This is a genomic window from Janthinobacterium sp. DSP2-3-3 (genome assembly GCF_049897325.1).
In the GTDB taxonomy this organism is placed as follows: domain Bacteria; phylum Pseudomonadota; class Gammaproteobacteria; order Burkholderiales; family Burkholderiaceae_D; genus Janthinobacterium.
In genome coordinates this window covers 242,881-257,942 of sequence record NZ_JAFCWA010000002.1, presented here as the reverse complement: position 1 = coordinate 257,942, position 15,062 = coordinate 242,881, and the positions used below count along the sequence as shown (strand labels likewise).

The following is a 15,062-nucleotide window of genomic DNA, read 5'->3' as shown; positions in this document are numbered from 1 at the left end:
AGCGTTTGTCACTTTATATTGATTGATGGAATCAAGATTGACGGGCCGGGCCGCGCTTCACTAGACTCATGCCTTTCCAGGAGTTTCCATGAGCACATTCACCATTCGCACCCTGCGTCCGGACGACGCCGTCCCGCTACTGGCATTCGAGCAAGCCAACCGGGCCTGGTTCGAGCGCCACATCGACCCGCGCCCCGATGATTTTTACAGTATTGAGGGCATCCAGGCGCACGTTGCGCAATTCCTGGGCGAGCACCAACAGGGACGCTTGCACCCCTGCGTCATCGTCGACGAGCACGGAGAATTGATCGGGCGCGCCAACCTCAAGGACATTAACCGGAAGCAAGGCGTGGCAGAAGTCGGCTACCGCATCGGAGAGCTGCAAGCGGGCAAGGGCCTGGCCACAGCCGCGTTGCGCCATCTGATTACCCTGGCGCAAGACGAATGGCGGCTTGCCAGCCTGTGCGCCTACGCCATTGACGGCAATGTGGCGTCAATGCGCGTGCTGGAGCGCTGCGGTTTCGAGCAGGGAACGGCCGCGCCCGCTATCGCCATCGTGGCGGGCAAGGTCGTCGATGGCCATGCATACGCGCTGGATTTGCGGGCGGCTGGCGTAGACTCTGCCCAGTGTAAACAAGATCAGCAGATATGATCGTGAAAACCCCAAACGCATCATCGTCATCGGCGTCGGCATCGTCGGTGCGTCGCTCGCGTATCACCTGGCCAGCAAAGGCGCGCAAGTCACCGTAGTCGAGGCGCAAGGCATCGCTTCCGGCGTGACGGGCACCTCGTTTGCCTGGATTAACACGTCCTGCGCGGGGCCTGACCCCATTGCGGCACTACGCGGCGGCGCCATCGCTGCCTACCGCCAGCTGGAAACGCAGGTTCCCGGCTTGACGCTGCGCTGGCATGGCGCCTTGTTGTATGGCACGCAGGACGGGCGCGTGTCGCCCGCGTGCATATTGATTGAGCGCGCCCGCATTTCCCAGCTTGAACCAAATCTCAGGCAGCCGCCGCAACAGGCCGTCTACGAACCGGAGCAGGGCGCCCTCGATGCCGTTGCCGCCACACATGCCTTGCTGGCAGCGGCCCGAGCGCTCGGCGCGACTGTCCTCACGCACACGCCCGTGCTGGGCTTTATCGTCCTGGGCGCACGAGTGATGGGCGTGAAAACGGCCGCTGGCCTCATCGTTGCCGACACGGTCGTACTGGCAGCGGGCACAGGCACCGCTACATTGGCCGCGCAACTGGGCGCAAGCTTGCCGATTCACGCCTCGCCCGCCATATTCCTGCGCTACCAGGCGCCGAGCGGCTTGGTGCGCGGCATTATTTCCAGACACGCAATGGAAGTGCGCCAAGACGACGAAGGCACAGTGCTGGCGGCGGAAGATTACGCGGACGACGCACCTGAAAACCAGCCCGCCGCCATGGCGCGGCGCACGGCCAGCGCGATCCGCAATGAACTTGAGGGTGCCGAGGCCATCGTACCGGAATTCGTCTGCATCGGCCTGCGTCCCATGCCCTTAGACGGCGTGCCCGTCATCGGCTATTTGCCATGGCGAACCAGTTGTTGATGACAGTTGAGTGCATCGTGTAAAGCTTTCAGTACTTACCTGTAGTGCAGTTTGATGCCGCCAGTTCCAGTTGTGAGTGAGATGGCATGAAGCCTGGTCTCATCTTTCGGATACACCGTCATACCAATGTTTTAATTGCAACCGTCATATTGCCTTTGCCATGCCATCAACATGCCGCTACCAGCTTTTCCTTCATTAAATTACCGCAGTGACCGCAGTACGCCTTACCCCCTCGGCCCATCCAGCAACAACTCCGCCAGCCTGGTCGTCAACCACAAACTCGTCTCGCTGAGTTTTTTTCCATGGATCGACAGCCGCCGTACAGGCAGGCGCGACAGGGCCAAGGCGGGGCAGGGCACTTCCTGCAAATAGCCCTTGTAATTGTCGTAATTGGCGATATTCAGGGGCAGAATCGCCCAGCCCAGCTCGTCCGCGACCATTTCCGCGATGCTGTAGAAACTGTCGGAAAACCAGACGGCGGGGCTGAAGGCGTGTTCGCGGTTCAGCTCGGAATCCATGATCAGCTGGCGGTAGCGGGTCAGTTCGTTGCGGCTGACTTCCTGGCCGTGCGCCATAGCGTGGCCTTTCGCCACGAACACGCCTTGCGCCACGCTGCCGATGTGCTGCTGTTCCAGTATGGGCGAGATGGGGCCGCGGTCAAAATGAAACGCCACGTCGGCTTGCTGCTGCTCTACGTATTGCGCCACTTCCGACGCCGTGGCGTTGAGCATGACCAATTCCAGTGCCGGGTAGCGCGCCGCTAACTCCTTGACCAGCTTGCTGATGGCCAGGTAGGGCAGGGCTTCGTCCAGTGCCAGGGTCAGCTGCGCTTCGGGCGCCTCGCTCAGCAGTTGGGCGCGCAGTTGCAATCGCTCGGCCTGGCGCAGCAGTTCGCACGCTTCCAGGTGCATCACCTTGCCCGCTTCCGTCAGCACGGCGCTGCGGCGCGAACGGTCGAACAGTTCCACGCCGAATTCCGCTTCCAGCAAACCGATCGAGGTGCTGACCACCGATTGCGCGCGGCCCAGCCGGCGCGCCGCACCCGAGAAAGAACCGGCCGCGACAGCCGCTTCAAAGTAGCGCATTTGTTCCAAAGTCCATTGCATGGCATCCACCTATCTGTTTTACAGATGGATTTTAACTTGAATGCCATTCTGGGGCGACATAAAATGCCTTTACTAATTCAATAACATGAGATCCGCCATGAAAAACGCTCAACAGAATACGTCCGCCATCAGCTTCAGCTGGTGTCACGACGCCACCGCCGAAGATGCACTGTGCAAGCTCTACCTTGACAACGTCAGCGCCGACTATATCTCCCATTCGGAGCTGCAGGGTGAGCGCGCCGACGCGCCCGGCAACTGGCGCGCGGACTTGCCTGAGGTGATACGCGGCGAGATCCGCGCCGCCCTGTCGCATGACTGGGCACATGGCGATTCGACCCTGCTGGCCGTGGCTACCTTGGGCGACGATATCGTCGGCATGGCTTTGGTTTCCATCGACACGCGCCAGCGCGCTTCGAAATCGTTCGCCGCGCTGGACGATCTGGTCTTGCTGCCCTCCGTGCGCGGCAGCGGCATCGGCAGCCAGTTGGTGGAGTGGGTCGCCGAGGAGCTGCGCAGCCACGGCATCGCCCGCTTGTTCCTCGAATGCGGCGCGCACAACTTGACGGCGCAGAAATTCTTCCAGGGACGCGGCTTCAAGCAAGTGTCCGTCGTCATGCTGCGCGAACTCGACGTAGTCGATGCGGCCGTTGCAGCGTCCGCCGCCGTAGATGACAAGGACGGCGATCGTGGCTGACGCCCGCCGCCCCCGACAAGCCCAGGCCCGTGGCAGCCTGGAACGTAAATATTTGCGCAGCACCCGCTTTATCCAAACAGATAGTTGTTAACTAATACATGAGTTGTTTATGCATTCAATGAAAAAATGGCTGACGCTGGCCATCGTCTCCAGCGCCTTGTTCCTGATCGTGGTCGACATGACCGTGCTCTACACCGCCTTGCCCGCGCTGACGCGCGACTTGCAGGCATCCTCCTCGCAAAAATTGTGGATCATCAACGTCTACGCGCTGGTCGTCTCCGGCTTGCTGCCCGGCTTTGGCACCCTGGGTGACCGTTTGAGCCACAAACCCGTTTTCCTTGCCGGCCTGGCCGTGTTCGGCATCGCCTCGCTGTGCGCCGCGTTTTCGCCCGCGCCTGAACTGCTGATTTTTTCGCGCATCCTGCTGGCCATCGGTGCCGCCTTGATGATGCCTGCCACCTTATCCATTATCCGTTTGACCTTTACCGATAACCGCGAGCGCTCGTTCGCCATCGGCGTGTGGGCAGCGATTGCCTCGGGCGGCGCCGCGTTTGGCCCCGTGCTCGGTGGTTTCCTGATGGAACACTATTGGTGGGGTTCCGTCTTCCTGATCAATGTACCCATCGTGCTGCTGACCCTGGTGCTGGCCGCCGTTATCCTGCCGAAACGGGCCGGTAACCGCGACAAGCCGTGGGATCTGAAGGGCTCGCTGCAAATCATGATGGGGCTGCTGGGTAGCGTGTATGCGATCAAGGAGCTGGGCAAGCCGCAACCGTCGTATGCGCTGGCCGCCGCGTCGTTTGCCGTGGGCGCCTTCTTCATGCTGAAGTTTGTGCGCCGCCAGAAGCGCCAAGCCAAGCCGCTGATCGACTTCGCCCTGTTCCGCGAACTGCCGTTTTCCAGCGCCGTGGCCGCCGCCATGGTGGCCTCGGCCGCCCTGATCGGCATGGAACTGGCGTTGAGCCAGCACATGCAGTTGGTGCGTGAATTGTCGCCGCTGGAAGCGGGCTTGCTGCTGTTGCCGCTGCCGCTGGCGTCGGTGTTTGCCGGCCCGCTGACGGGTTTCATGCTGCCGCGCGCCGACAAGGCCAAGGTGCTGTGGGGCTCGCTGCTGTTGTCCGGGATCGGCATGGCATCGTATTTGCTGCTGCATGACGCCGCCGTCTCGGCGCAGGTGGCCAGCCTGGTGATCCTGGGTCTGGGCCTGGGCGCCGTCATGACGGCCGCGTCCAGCGCCGTGATGTTGAACGTGGCGCCGCAGCAAGCCGGCATGGCCGCTTCGATCGAGGAAGTGTCGTATGAACTGGGCGCCGTGATTGGCGTGACGGTGCTGGGCACCATCTTGTCGGCCGTCTACAGCGCCACCCTGGTCATTCCGGAAAGCGCGGGCCTGTTGCCGAATGCGCATGACACCCTCGATGCGGCGCTGCTGGCCGCCGAGCAATTGCCGGCCGAACTGGGCTTGCAAGTGTCGGAATTGGCCCGTTCCGCCTTCGACAAGGCGTTTATTGTCGTGCTGGCCACGGCTTCTGCCATCCTGATGGCGGCGGCAGCCACCATCCGCCACCTGCATCTGCGGGCACACCGCGCGATTTAATTGCTCAGTGGCCGATCAACGGCGCCACCTTGTCGCGCAGAATCGTCCATTGGGCTTCGAGCACGGCCTGGTTGGGGTCGTGTCCGGCCCGTTTCACCAGGGTGAAATCCTTGACCGGCGCCGTGAGGCGGTCAAAGTACGTGCGCGCGATGGCGGGCGAGGTCAGCAGGTCTTCTTCGCCCATGATGAAAAACACAGGTAATTCAAAGCGCGGGCCCAGCGCTGGCAAGTCGACTTTGGCGAACATGCCGTCGCCGCGCATGCCGATGAACTGGATATACGAGTAATCATCGGCCGCCTCGGCATCGGCCAGGGCTTGCGGCGTGGCGTAGAACGGCGCGGGTTGCCACCAGTGCTTGGGCGGCGCATCCGTTGCCAATCCTTCATATTTGCGGTCGAAGCGGCGCAAGATGCCGAAGTTGCGCGGATCGCGCCATGGCGGCGGACCGAGCGCCGTCAGCTTGTCCAGCGTGGTGGTATCGCCAGCCGCTTGCGCCAGCGCAAGCACTTCCCGGTACATGCCGGCCTCGTTGTCCCGCGCATTGACCACCTGCGCCGTGCCGATATACGCGTGGAACAGGTCGGGGCGCGCCTTGGCCATATGCACGCCCAGAATCGATCCCCAGGAACTGCCCATCAGGATGACTTTTTGCTGGCCCAGATGCTGCTCGATATAGCGGGCCACGGCGATGCCGTCGTCGCGCATCTGTGCCACGCTCAATGACACATCTTCCGTCGGGCGCTGTTTTGCATACGTCATGCCCGCGCCGCGCTGGTCCCATTGCACCAGCGTGTAGTGGCGCTCCCAGCCCGCATAGATGGCATCCGCATAAGGACTCAAGGCGTTGCCGGGGCCGCCATGGATGAACAGGATCACGGGATTGCCGCAGGCGGCGCCCGTGACCGTGATCCATTGCTCGATGCCATTGATGGGCACATAGCCTTGCTCGCGGATGGGCTGTGCGGGCGAGGCGCAGATGGACTGGGCGGCGGGCGGCGCCGCTTGCGCCGCGCCGAAACAAGATAACAGCAGCAATGTTAGGCCTGCGGTGCGCATATCGTCCTCTTCTCTATAGTTGGTGGGAACTACAGCGTGCAATCCTGCGCCGCCTTGCCGGCAATAAAGCGGCTGCTGGCCTGTTCAAAGCAGGCGGGCGCCGTCCATAAAAGGAAATGCGGGGCGTTCTGCACGGTGGACAGGGCCACTTTCCCGGCCTTGTTCTGCGTCAAAGCCTGCACTTGCGCCTGCGCGCCCGCGTACGGCGTCTTCGGGTCCAGTGTTCCCTGCAACACCAGCATCGGCGGCACTGTCGCCGGCAGGCCTCCGAAGTAGGCATCGCGCGGGTAGGTGGGCAAGCCGCCGCCCAGCAAGATGCGGGGCAGGGGACTGCTAAACAGCAAATCCGCCTCTGCGCGGTCGGTGTCCGCGGCCGTCCAGCCGGGACGCAAGGATGGCTGCAGATTGTTTTCCGAATTGCTGATGATATTGACCAGTGGAATCGACAGCGGCGACTGGGGATAGCTGCCAAGGCTGGCCGCCGCCTGTGTCAGGATGGCGCGCACGGACGCCAGTTCCGCATCGTCGCCCTGGTCCAGCTCGCGCAGCAGATACGGGATGCGGGCGCGGGCGGCCGGTACGTCGAGCATGCCGCCCAGGAAGTTTTTCAGGTTTTTGCCGGGAATTTTGGCCAGCAGGGAGGAATCGGCTTGCGCCGTGTCCAGCACGCGGCGGTACAGGCTTGCGGCCGGATCACCCAGTGCCGCATGGCAAGCGGCATCCGCGTCGCATTGGGCCAGCACCTGCAGACCGACCGTGTTGACCACGTGCGAACGCTGGCTCAAGTCCCAGCGCGCATCCGTTTGCGGCGGCACCAGCGAGTCAAGGATGACGCCCTTGACGGGCAGCGGCCCCAGCTGCAAGGTGCGCAAGACCAGCTGCGTGCCATACGACACGCCATATACATAGACCGGCGGCTTCTTGCTTCCGCGTTCGCCTTCGATCAAGGCTTTCAAGTCGCGCGCGGCCATCGTGATGGAAAACTGGCCCGCGTATTCCGGCATCAAGTTGATGCCGGCAAAGCAACTGCCCCATTCGGCGCCCGCCAGGGCGCGGCCGCCGGGACTTTGTTCGGACTCTTCCACCTTGCACAGGCGAGAAGAGTGGCCCGTGCCGCGGTGGTCGGGAATCAGGAATTCAAAGCCGGGAAAGCTGCGGCGCAAGGTGGGCAGCAGACTGTAGAACGACGCGCCCGATTCGCCGGGGCCGCCCGCCACCAGCCACAGGGTCCCCTTGGCGGGTTTGCCGGCCGGCACGTCGGCGGCGATCTTGCGCACGAAGACGTGCATCGCATCCGTATCGCCGACGGCGCGGCCTTGCGCATCGTAGCTGCCGGGCACGTTCAAGCCCGAGCACAGGCTGCCGGGAACAGCCGTATCGGAACAGGGCGTGAAAAATAGGGGTTCGGCGTGCAGGGAGGTGCCAGCCAGCAGAGTGGCCAGCAAGGTCAGGCAGGGCAGGAAGGTCATCGGCTACTTTGGCGGCGGTGGAGAACAGCCGCCAAAATAGCGTTTTTTACAGTAATTGTCCAGATGGAACTATTTCTGGAGGGCTTTAGTTACTTTTTCCATTACGCAGCAATCTCAGCCCGTTGGCCACCACCAGCAGGCTGGCGCCCACGTCGGCGAATACGGCCATCCACAGGGTCGCCATGCCGGCCAGCGCCAAGCCGAAGAAGATGGCCTTGATGCCGATGGCGAAGCTGATGTTTTGCACGAGGATGCTGCGCGTGCGCTGGCTCAGGGCAATGAATTCAGGCAATTTGCCCAATTCATCGTCCATCAGCGCCACATCCGCCGTTTCGATGGCCGTGTCGCTGCCGGCCGCGCCCATGGCAAAGCCGATGTCGGCCTGCGCCAGGGCCGGGGCATCGTTGACGCCGTCGCCCAGCATGGCCACCACGCCGAACTGCTGCTGCAATGCCTTGATTTCATCGAGTTTGTTTTCTGGCAGCAATTCCGCCTTGACCAGGCTCACGCCCACTTCGGCGCCGATGCGCTGCGCCGTCAGCAGGTTGTCTCCCGTCAACATCACGGTCGTCACGCCCAGCGCATTCAATTTGGCGATGGCAGACGCCGCCGAGGGGCGCAGCACGTCGGCCACGGCGATCACGCCCAGCGCGCCGGCTTTGGTCGCCAGGACCATGGCCGTGTAGGCTTGCTGTTCCAGCCGCGCCAGGATGGCTTGCAATTTCGGCGTCACGACATGCAATTCCGTCATCAGGCGGGCATTGCCCAGATAATAGGTCTGGCCAGCGATATCGCCTTGTACGCCGCGCCCATGCAGGGCGGCAAACTGGCTGACGGGCAAGTGACTGCTGGCGGGCGGCCCCGCCTTGACGATGGCGGCGGCCAGTGGGTGGGCAGAATTGGCATCCAGGCTGGCGGCCAACTGCAAGATGGCGTCGCGGCTGCTGCCTTCCAATGCGACCACATCCGTGACGGCCGGTTTACCCATGGTCAGGGTGCCCGTCTTGTCGACGGCGATGGCCTTGATGCGGTAGCCCGTTTCCAGGAATTGCCCGCCTTTCACTAAAATGCCGCGCCGCGCGGCCGCCGTCAGGCCGCTGACCACCGTGACGGGCGTGGAAATGACCAGCGCGCACGGGCAAGCGATCACCAGCATCACCAGCGCTTTATACACCCATGCCATGAAGGGTGCGCCCAGCAGCAAAGGCGGCAGCACGGCCACCAGGATGGCGAAGACGACCACGGCCGGCGTGTAGTAGCGGGCGAAATTGTCGACAAAGCGCTGCGTGGGCGCCTGTTTGCCCTGGGTCTCCTCGATCACCTTGACGATCTTCGCCAGGGTGCTGTTGCCGCTGTTGGCCGTCACGGTGACGTCGAGCAAGCCCCGTTCATTGATGGTGCCCGCATACACGACGTCGCCCACGGCCTTGTCCACCGGCATGCTTTCACCCGTGATGGGGGCCTGGTTGACGGACGATGCGCCGCTGGCCACCACGCCGTCGAGCGCGATGCGCTCGCCCGGCTTCACGCGCATGGTCGCGCCGATAGCCACCGTTGCCACGCTTACCGGCTGCCAGGCGCCGCTGGCATCGGCGACCGTCGCCGTGTCGGGCGCCAGCTGCATCAGGCTGTGCACGGCATTGCGCGCGCGGTTCAGCGACAATCCCTCGATCAGCTCGGCGATGGCGAACAGGAAAATGACCATGGCCGCTTCCGGCCACTGGCCGATGGCAATGGCGCCAAACACCGCTAGGCTCATCAGGAAATTGATGTTCAGGGTGAAGGTTTTCAGGGCGATCCAGCCCTTTTTCAGGGTCGGCCAGCCGCCCGTGGCAATCGATAGCAGGGCCAGGGCGATGACGAGGGGCGAACTGTCTTCGTGCGTGGTCCATGCCAGCGCCTCGGCAGCGGCAGCCGCCAGGCCGGACACCACCAGCAAGCCTTTTTGCAGGCTGCTGAGGCTGCCATCGTTCGGATCGCGTGTCACGGCAGCGTCCGCCTGCATGGGAATCGCCTGCATGCCGATGCCGTGCAGGGCCGCTTCCACCGTCGCCAGCGAAGCCAGGGTGTGATGCACATCGAGCACGCGGTTCAGCAGATTGAAATCGAGGCCCACCACGCCCGCCATATTGGCCAGCTTGTTGCGGATCAAACGCTCTTCCGTGGGGCAATCCATGTTGGCAATGCGGTATTTGGCCATGCTCGCGCCGGCGATGGGGGCGCTGGGCAGGGCTGGCCCTGACGGCGCGGCAGGCGCAGACGAGCACCCATGCTGGCTGGAACAGCAGCTGGTCGCCCTGGGCGTAGCGTTCGCGGCTGCTTCGTGCGCCTGCTTGTGCTCATGCTCATGCTCGTGCTTATGATCGTGGCCCTGCGCGTGGTTATGGCTATCGTGCGGCATCGCATCATCCTTCTGGATTGGTGTATGCTTGCATTAGAAACCCTGTAGCCGCTACAGGGTCAAGCGGAATTTGCACGAAAGAATGAAAAGGGATGCCATGCGTATCGGAGAACTGGCCAAACGGACAGATTGTGACGTGGAAACCGTGCGTTACTATGAAAAAGCGGGCTTGTTGCAAGAACCGGGCCGTAACAGCGCCGGCTACCGCGAATATCGGGAGGAGCACCAGGAACGGCTGCAATTCATCCGCCATTGCCGCTCCCTGCAGATCGGCTTGACGGATATCCGCGCCTTGCTGGAATTTAAGAACAATCCGGCCGAAGGGTGCCAAAGTGTCAACGAATTGCTCGACCACCATATCTTGCGCATCGCCGAGCAAATGGCCAACCTGCAAACCTTGCAGCAGCAACTGGTGACCTTGCGCCACCAGTGCGACCAGCCGCAGCCGTCGCAAGACTGCGCGATTCTACAAAACTTGTCCGAGGCGGCCAGCGGCCACGACTGCGCCTGCCATACCGAACTCCATTGAACCGATTGCTGCATGCTGAAACTGATACCTGGAAGTACTTTACTGACCTTATCCCTGCTGTCGCCGCTGGCCCAGGCCGTCGACACTCCTCCCGCTGCCGGCCACTACCTGACCCTGTACGCCGTGCCCGGCGTGCCGCAAAGCGATGACCCGTACACCTGGAGCACGGCTGGCGGCAAGCAGCTGACAAAAGGCTTGACCAAGGCCGACGGCCGCGCCTATCTCAAGGGCGAAGAAGGTGAAGAGTCGTATGTCCTCGAAACGCTCAGCATGCGCTGGACCTTCCTTGTACCGGCTCGCTGCTGGCAGGAAACGCCTGCCGCCTTCCAGTCATGCCTGACACTCAAGCAAACGGCCAGCCTGTACGATATCGAACAAGATGCGGCGAAACTGGCCAGAGAGAAAGATCAACAGGCCAAGGCGGCGGCCTATGTACTGGCTGCCAGGGCCAACGACGATGCCCTGGCCTGGCTGGGCAAGCTGCCGCCGCAGTGGTCGACGCAGGAACACGCCAAGCGCCTGCTGTCCATCGGCGACAAGATCGAGCGGCATATCGCCAGCGGCTTGCGGCAAGGCGGCCCCGATGTACGCCAGTTCGCCTGCAAGGCGCCCACCGCCTACGGCGCATTGCCGCAGCAGCAAGCCGTGCTGGCCTTTCAGTTGCAGCCGCTGCCGATGCTGCACTTCGGTGCCGTCTGGGACCAGCTGCTTGCGGCTGCCGCACAGGGCAACTGGATGGCGCGCCTGGAAGTGTATTACGCGCTGGCGGAGCGCAAGGTGAGAGAACTGAGCTATGTGGAGCAGGCGCGCCTGGTGCAATTGATGGAATGGCTGCACCAGCGCGAAATCGCCGGCCTGTACCGCTTTTTCAGCGCCCGTACCATCGGCGATGGCGCCATGCAAGACCGCGTGGCGCGCCTGGCCGCCATGCAGGGCAGCGTTATGGACCAGAGCGTCGTTGGGAAGCTGCTGCAGGACGAGGACGATCCGGCGCTGGTGGCGGCAGGCAAGCGGATGCTCGACTGCGCCGCAGCGGCCATGCAGCCACCGCGCTAACGCGGCTGCAGGGGCCGGTCGCTATCGCCTTGACGAAAGGCGTCGATCGAGCCGCTACCAGTCGCCCGGATCTTTCGCCGCCGCGCGCGCCAGGTCGTCGCGCCCGTCCTGCCGCACCAGGCAGTAGATATCGACAAAGAAGGCGCGCGGGTCGTCCATGTCATCCCACCGGGCGGCAGGGCGTAAGTACTCTCGGGATCATGCTCTAGGATGGCCTGGAAGTCATAGCCAGGGTCTTGCAGCGCCTGTGCCAGCACTGCCACCAGTGCATGGCGGTGGCGGCAGCTGAGTTCCTTGAATTGCGCCGTGATGTCGCGCCGTATCAGTGCCGCGCGCCGGCTGGCGTCGTTCATGTCCCAGGTGTTCAGTTCCACGCCCAGCGTGTGTTCGCGGTCGTACACGTCAAAAGGACCGAGAAATTGGTAAAGCGTGGGTTCATACGGCACGTCGACCCAGGGGCCGCGCAGCCCCTTTTGTTTTAGTGCTTGCATGATTATTCCCCGTTCACGCGCATTCGGGCAAGGTCCAGCCTTCATAGCCCATGTCGGTCGGGTAGATGGCGCGGTGGTGGTTCTGGCCCCAGCGTGCATAGTCGAGGATACCGTCTTCATGCATGTCCAGTACCCATTCGGTGCTTTCCAGCAAGGTGCCATCCTTGTGGTACACGCGGAAAAACGTGGATGTGCTGAGTGCGCGCACGATGTTTTGTGGCACGCCGTTGCCATAGTGCGGCATATAGGTCTTGATGACGCAGGTGCCTTGCTCGTTCCACTGCTGGGCATACACGGTAGCATTGCGCGCCGCCGCCACTTTGATGAAGAGCCAGCCTGCCAGCAGGATGGCGAACAAAATGGCGACGGCGATCAGGCAGGTTTTCTTGAGTAGCTGCATGAGGTCATGGCATGGCCGAAAACGAAGTTGCCGCATTGTATGTCAAGAGCGGAAATACTTGCTGTACGGCATGTACGTCGAGTATTTATCCGCGTATTGCTGTCTATTTCGCCAATGCCGCCTGCAAGGCGTACGCCATGTCCAGATGATGTTGTAACGCTGGCAAGGTTTTCTTGGCGAAAGCCTTAATGTCGGGATCGCTAACCTTCTGGCTGGCATCCGTAAACAGTTTCACGGCCTCTTTGTGCGCGGCCACGCCGATGCTGGCCGCATATTCCTTGTCGAATTGCTGGCCTTCCAGGCGGCCCAGCTTGTCGATCTGCGCCTGGTGCTTCGTACCGGGCTGGTCGCTGACCTTGATTTGCTTGCTGCTTGCCAACTGCTTCAATTCCTCGGCCACTTTCGTGTGTGCCGTGACCATGGCATCGGCGAATTTCTTCACCTCGGGATTGCTGCTCTTGCCTTGGGCCACTTTGCTGGCGGCAATTTCCGTGCTGCCCGCGTCGGCAGCCTTGCTGAGGAATTGCTTGTCGTACGCGCCCGGTGCGGCAGCGGCGATGCTGTTGATGGCAAGGCCGCTCAACAGCGCCACGGCGGCGGCTATGGCCACGCTCTTCAGGGATGGGGTACGGGAACTGGTGGTGGAGATGCGCATGGGATTCCTCGGGTATGGTTTTTTCTACAAGCTGATGGCAATGTTAAGCCCGCAGCCTGCGTACACCCATAGGACGCTCACGACTATCCCCGTAGGACTAGTCCTGTTCGTTAGCGCACAGTTCCACTTGTTTTAGAGCAAACAAAGCGGTAATGCCTGCATCTCGGCGCCAGGCGGGCATGCCGATATCGAGCCACTGCGCCATCGCCTCCAGGTGGGACGGCTCCGCGACGCTGTGTTCGAGTTCATCGAGCACCGTATCGCGGTCGATATACAGGCCGTCCAGCCAGGCGTCGAACGATGGCGCCAGTTCCATCATGCCGTGGGTGCGCTTGCCCGTCCAATCCGGCAACTCCTGCACATAGGCCAGCACCCGCCCGCCGCCTTCCTCCGTCAGATCCAGGTAAACCATGGAATTGCCGCCATCGCGGGCGAACGGTAGGATACGTACCGGCATGTCCGTATGCTGGCGCGCGGCGCGGATTTCGCCCACCAACGTTTCATCGCAGAAATCACCTTCCTCGGCGCTAAAGAAGGTATTGAAGCCCATTTTTTCCATACCCCCATTGCCGTCCGGCACATCGCAGGTGTAGTCGAACCAGGCGCCGTTGGCCACCTGCAGGAAAGCCAGAAAGGCCGGCGGCAACGGTGCTTCCAGCAAGGTTTCGATGGCGGCGATCTGCTGTGCCGTGGGGGCTGGCTTGGCGCCCTCGATTGCCAGGTGACGGTACTGCGTGTAACGGTTGCTCATTGATTATCCTTGTATTTATTCTTGAATTTATCCTCGTTTATGTGCACTGGCGCCACATCGTTGCAGCCCGTCTCCACCTTGGCCAGCGCATCGACGAGGCCCGCGCGCAGCACGGCCATCGAGCGGGCCTTGTCGTCAATCTGGGCGATTTTCGTTTCCAGCATGACACGCTTGGTAGCCGCATCGAGCGCATTTTCCTGCCAGACGGCAATGACTTCGGCGATTTCCTTCAGTGTAAAACCCAGCGCCTTGGCGTGACCGATCAACTCGATGCGCCGCAAGGCTTGCGCCGAGTACTCTTTATAGTTGTTCGTCATGCCCGGCTGCGGCGCTTCATCCAACAAGCCCTGGCGCTCGTAGAAGCGCACCGTATCCTTGCTGACGCCCGTCAGGCGGGTGATTTCTCCGATGCGCATGTTTCCTCTTGACCGTGGTCTAAAGACCACAGTTTACAGTGAATTTCTCTTCACTACGATTCAATTGCCATGACCGCTTTCAATTACACCAATCAAACTGTGCTGATCACGGGCGCCTCGTCCGGCATCGGCCGCGTCTTTGCGGAAACCCTGGCCGCCCGCGGCGCGCATTTGCTGCTGCTGGCCCGCTCGGGCGCCGTGCTCGATATGCTGGCCGCCGACCTTTCCCGGCGCCATGGCACCCGCGCGCACGCGCTGGTGGCTGACTTGAGCCTGCCCGGCACCGCTGCACAAGCCCATGCGCAAGCTTGCGCGCTGGGCATGCCGCCCGACGTGCTGATCAATAACGCGGGTTTCGCCACGCATGGCAGGTTTGAAACCATTCCCCTCGCGCGCCAGGCAGCCGAAGTGACCGTCAATTGCACGGCCCTGATGGAACTCACGCACTGCGTCTTGCCGCACATGCTGGCGCAAGGGCGGGGCGCCATTCTCAACGTGGCGTCCACGGCGGCTCTGCAGCCCGATCCCTACATGGCGATTTACGGCGCCAGCAAGGCTTTCGTGCTGTCGTTTTCGGAAGCGCTGTGGGCGGAAAACCGCAGCCGTGGTGTGCGCGTGCTGGCCCTCTGCCCGGGCGCCACGGACACGGCCTTCTTTGACGTGGTGGCCGCACCCGAAGCGGCCGTGGGTCAGCGCATGGCGCCGCAAGTCGTGGTCGACGAAGCGCTGCGCGCCCTGGACCGCGGCTGCAGCAGCCACGTAGCGGGCCGGCCCAACCGGCTGCTGGCCTGGCTGCCGCGCTTGCTGCCGCGTCAGACTGTGCTGGGCATCGTGGAAAACATGCTCAAACCGAAGGCGGCCTAGGC

Annotated in this window: 16 protein-coding genes; 7 read left to right on the top strand and 9 right to left on the bottom strand. The window is 62.4% G+C overall.

Annotated features, from left to right (window positions below; all coding sequences use genetic code 11):
* Positions 1-88: 88 nt before the first annotated feature.
* Positions 89-652, top strand: coding sequence for a GNAT family N-acetyltransferase (locus tag ACP7DE_RS05230; protein ID WP_426071076.1), 564 nt, complete (start codon positions 89-91; stop codon positions 650-652).
* Positions 621-1,574 carry an NAD(P)/FAD-dependent oxidoreductase gene (locus tag ACP7DE_RS05225; RefSeq protein WP_426071368.1) on the top strand — a complete coding sequence of 318 codons (954 nt, stop codon included), beginning with the start codon at positions 621-623 and terminating at the stop codon, positions 1,572-1,574. Before ACP7DE_RS05230 ends, ACP7DE_RS05225 begins: the two co-directional genes overlap by 32 nt.
* 224 nt (positions 1,575-1,798) lie before the next feature.
* On the opposite strand, the gene ACP7DE_RS05220 is transcribed toward ACP7DE_RS05225, so the two are convergent.
* Positions 1,799-2,680, bottom strand: coding sequence for a LysR family transcriptional regulator (locus ACP7DE_RS05220; protein ID WP_426071075.1), 882 nt, complete (start codon positions 2,678-2,680; stop codon positions 1,799-1,801).
* A 97-nt stretch (positions 2,681-2,777) separates the two neighbouring features.
* On the opposite strand from ACP7DE_RS05220, the gene ACP7DE_RS05215 reads away from it, so the two are divergent.
* Positions 2,778-3,374 carry a GNAT family N-acetyltransferase gene (locus tag ACP7DE_RS05215; protein ID WP_426071074.1) on the top strand — a complete coding sequence of 199 codons (597 nt, stop codon included), beginning with the start codon at positions 2,778-2,780 and terminating at the stop codon, positions 3,372-3,374.
* Positions 3,375-3,492: 118 nt separating this feature from the next.
* Complete coding sequence (locus tag ACP7DE_RS05210; RefSeq protein WP_426071367.1) at positions 3,493-4,971, top strand: MFS transporter; 1,479 nt, start codon at positions 3,493-3,495, stop codon at positions 4,969-4,971.
* Positions 4,972-4,975: 4 nt separating this feature from the next.
* Here ACP7DE_RS05210 and ACP7DE_RS05205 read toward each other — a convergent pair whose 3' ends face one another.
* The 3 genes from ACP7DE_RS05205 to ACP7DE_RS05195 form a co-directional block, all read right to left on the bottom strand.
* Positions 4,976-6,028, bottom strand: coding sequence for an alpha/beta fold hydrolase (locus ACP7DE_RS05205; RefSeq protein WP_426071073.1), 1,053 nt, complete (start codon positions 6,026-6,028; stop codon positions 4,976-4,978).
* Between the two features lie 29 nt (positions 6,029-6,057).
* Positions 6,058-7,497: an alpha/beta hydrolase gene (locus tag ACP7DE_RS05200; RefSeq protein ID WP_426071072.1), complete on the bottom strand. Its 1,440-nt coding sequence runs from the start codon at positions 7,495-7,497 to the stop codon at positions 6,058-6,060.
* An 85-nt stretch (positions 7,498-7,582) separates the two neighbouring features.
* Positions 7,583-9,898, bottom strand: coding sequence for a heavy metal translocating P-type ATPase (locus tag ACP7DE_RS05195; protein WP_426071071.1), 2,316 nt, complete (start codon positions 9,896-9,898; stop codon positions 7,583-7,585).
* Between the two features lie 97 nt (positions 9,899-9,995).
* On the opposite strand from ACP7DE_RS05195, the gene cadR reads away from it, so the two are divergent.
* Positions 9,996-10,427, top strand: coding sequence for a Cd(II)/Pb(II)-responsive transcriptional regulator (gene cadR / locus ACP7DE_RS05190; protein WP_034787498.1), 432 nt, complete (start codon positions 9,996-9,998; stop codon positions 10,425-10,427).
* A gap of 12 nt (positions 10,428-10,439) precedes the next feature.
* Positions 10,440-11,483: a hypothetical protein gene (locus ACP7DE_RS05185; protein WP_426071070.1), complete on the top strand. Its 1,044-nt coding sequence runs from the start codon at positions 10,440-10,442 to the stop codon at positions 11,481-11,483.
* Here the strand turns inward: ACP7DE_RS05185 and ACP7DE_RS05180 are convergent.
* The 5 genes from ACP7DE_RS05180 to ACP7DE_RS05160 form a co-directional block, all read right to left on the bottom strand.
* The gene (locus tag ACP7DE_RS05180; RefSeq protein WP_426071069.1) at positions 11,480-11,974 is read right to left on the bottom strand and encodes a hypothetical protein; all 495 of its coding nucleotides are present in this window, start codon (positions 11,972-11,974) and stop codon (positions 11,480-11,482) included. The genes ACP7DE_RS05185 and ACP7DE_RS05180 overlap by 4 nt on opposite strands.
* 13 nt (positions 11,975-11,987) lie before the next feature.
* Positions 11,988-12,374 (bottom strand): hypothetical protein, encoded by a 387-nt coding sequence (locus ACP7DE_RS05175; RefSeq protein WP_426071068.1) that lies wholly within the window; start codon positions 12,372-12,374, stop codon positions 11,988-11,990.
* A gap of 103 nt (positions 12,375-12,477) precedes the next feature.
* Entirely contained in the window at positions 12,478-13,029 is a 552-nt protein-coding gene (locus ACP7DE_RS05170; protein WP_426071067.1) for a DUF4142 domain-containing protein, read from the bottom strand.
* Positions 13,030-13,126: 97 nt separating this feature from the next.
* Positions 13,127-13,780 carry an SMI1/KNR4 family protein gene (locus ACP7DE_RS05165; protein ID WP_426071066.1) on the bottom strand — a complete coding sequence of 218 codons (654 nt, stop codon included), beginning with the start codon at positions 13,778-13,780 and terminating at the stop codon, positions 13,127-13,129.
* A complete protein-coding gene (locus ACP7DE_RS05160; RefSeq protein ID WP_426071065.1) occupies positions 13,777-14,196 on the bottom strand; it encodes a MerR family transcriptional regulator in 420 nt (139 codons plus the stop codon). The genes ACP7DE_RS05165 and ACP7DE_RS05160 overlap by 4 nt, the downstream gene beginning before the upstream one ends.
* Positions 14,197-14,265: 69 nt before the next feature.
* Here ACP7DE_RS05160 and ACP7DE_RS05155 point away from each other — a divergent pair, with 69 nt between their 5' ends.
* Positions 14,266-15,060, top strand: coding sequence for an SDR family NAD(P)-dependent oxidoreductase (locus ACP7DE_RS05155; RefSeq protein WP_426071064.1), 795 nt, complete (start codon positions 14,266-14,268; stop codon positions 15,058-15,060).
* Positions 15,061-15,062 lie beyond the last annotated feature (2 nt).

Excerpts from the sequence above, each read along its gene's own strand:
- cadR (WP_034787498.1), top strand. The coding sequence starts at position 9,996 with ATGCGTATCGGAGAACTGGCCAAACGGACAGATTGTGACGTGGAAACC.
- ACP7DE_RS05160 (WP_426071065.1), bottom strand. The coding sequence starts at position 14,196 with ATGCGCATCGGAGAAATCACCCGCCTGACGGGCGTCAGCAAGGATACG.
- ACP7DE_RS05180 (WP_426071069.1), bottom strand. The coding sequence starts at position 11,974 with ATGCAAGCACTAAAACAAAAGGGGCTGCGCGGCCCCTGGGTCGACGTG.
- ACP7DE_RS05230 (WP_426071076.1), top strand. The coding sequence starts at position 89 with ATGAGCACATTCACCATTCGCACCCTGCGTCCGGACGACGCCGTCCCG.
- ACP7DE_RS05170 (WP_426071067.1), bottom strand. The coding sequence starts at position 13,029 with ATGCGCATCTCCACCACCAGTTCCCGTACCCCATCCCTGAAGAGCGTG.
- ACP7DE_RS05195 (WP_426071071.1), bottom strand. The coding sequence starts at position 9,898 with ATGCCGCACGATAGCCATAACCACGCGCAGGGCCACGATCATAAGCAC.
- ACP7DE_RS05165 (WP_426071066.1), bottom strand. The coding sequence starts at position 13,780 with ATGAGCAACCGTTACACGCAGTACCGTCACCTGGCAATCGAGGGCGCC.
- ACP7DE_RS05215 (WP_426071074.1), top strand. The coding sequence starts at position 2,778 with ATGAAAAACGCTCAACAGAATACGTCCGCCATCAGCTTCAGCTGGTGT.
- ACP7DE_RS05155 (WP_426071064.1), top strand. The coding sequence starts at position 14,266 with ATGACCGCTTTCAATTACACCAATCAAACTGTGCTGATCACGGGCGCC.
- ACP7DE_RS05210 (WP_426071367.1), top strand. The coding sequence starts at position 3,493 with ATGAAAAAATGGCTGACGCTGGCCATCGTCTCCAGCGCCTTGTTCCTG.
- ACP7DE_RS05200 (WP_426071072.1), bottom strand. The coding sequence starts at position 7,497 with ATGACCTTCCTGCCCTGCCTGACCTTGCTGGCCACTCTGCTGGCTGGC.
- ACP7DE_RS05185 (WP_426071070.1), top strand. The coding sequence starts at position 10,440 with ATGCTGAAACTGATACCTGGAAGTACTTTACTGACCTTATCCCTGCTG.
- ACP7DE_RS05220 (WP_426071075.1), bottom strand. The coding sequence starts at position 2,680 with ATGCAATGGACTTTGGAACAAATGCGCTACTTTGAAGCGGCTGTCGCG.
- ACP7DE_RS05175 (WP_426071068.1), bottom strand. The coding sequence starts at position 12,374 with ATGCAGCTACTCAAGAAAACCTGCCTGATCGCCGTCGCCATTTTGTTC.
- ACP7DE_RS05205 (WP_426071073.1), bottom strand. The coding sequence starts at position 6,028 with ATGCGCACCGCAGGCCTAACATTGCTGCTGTTATCTTGTTTCGGCGCG.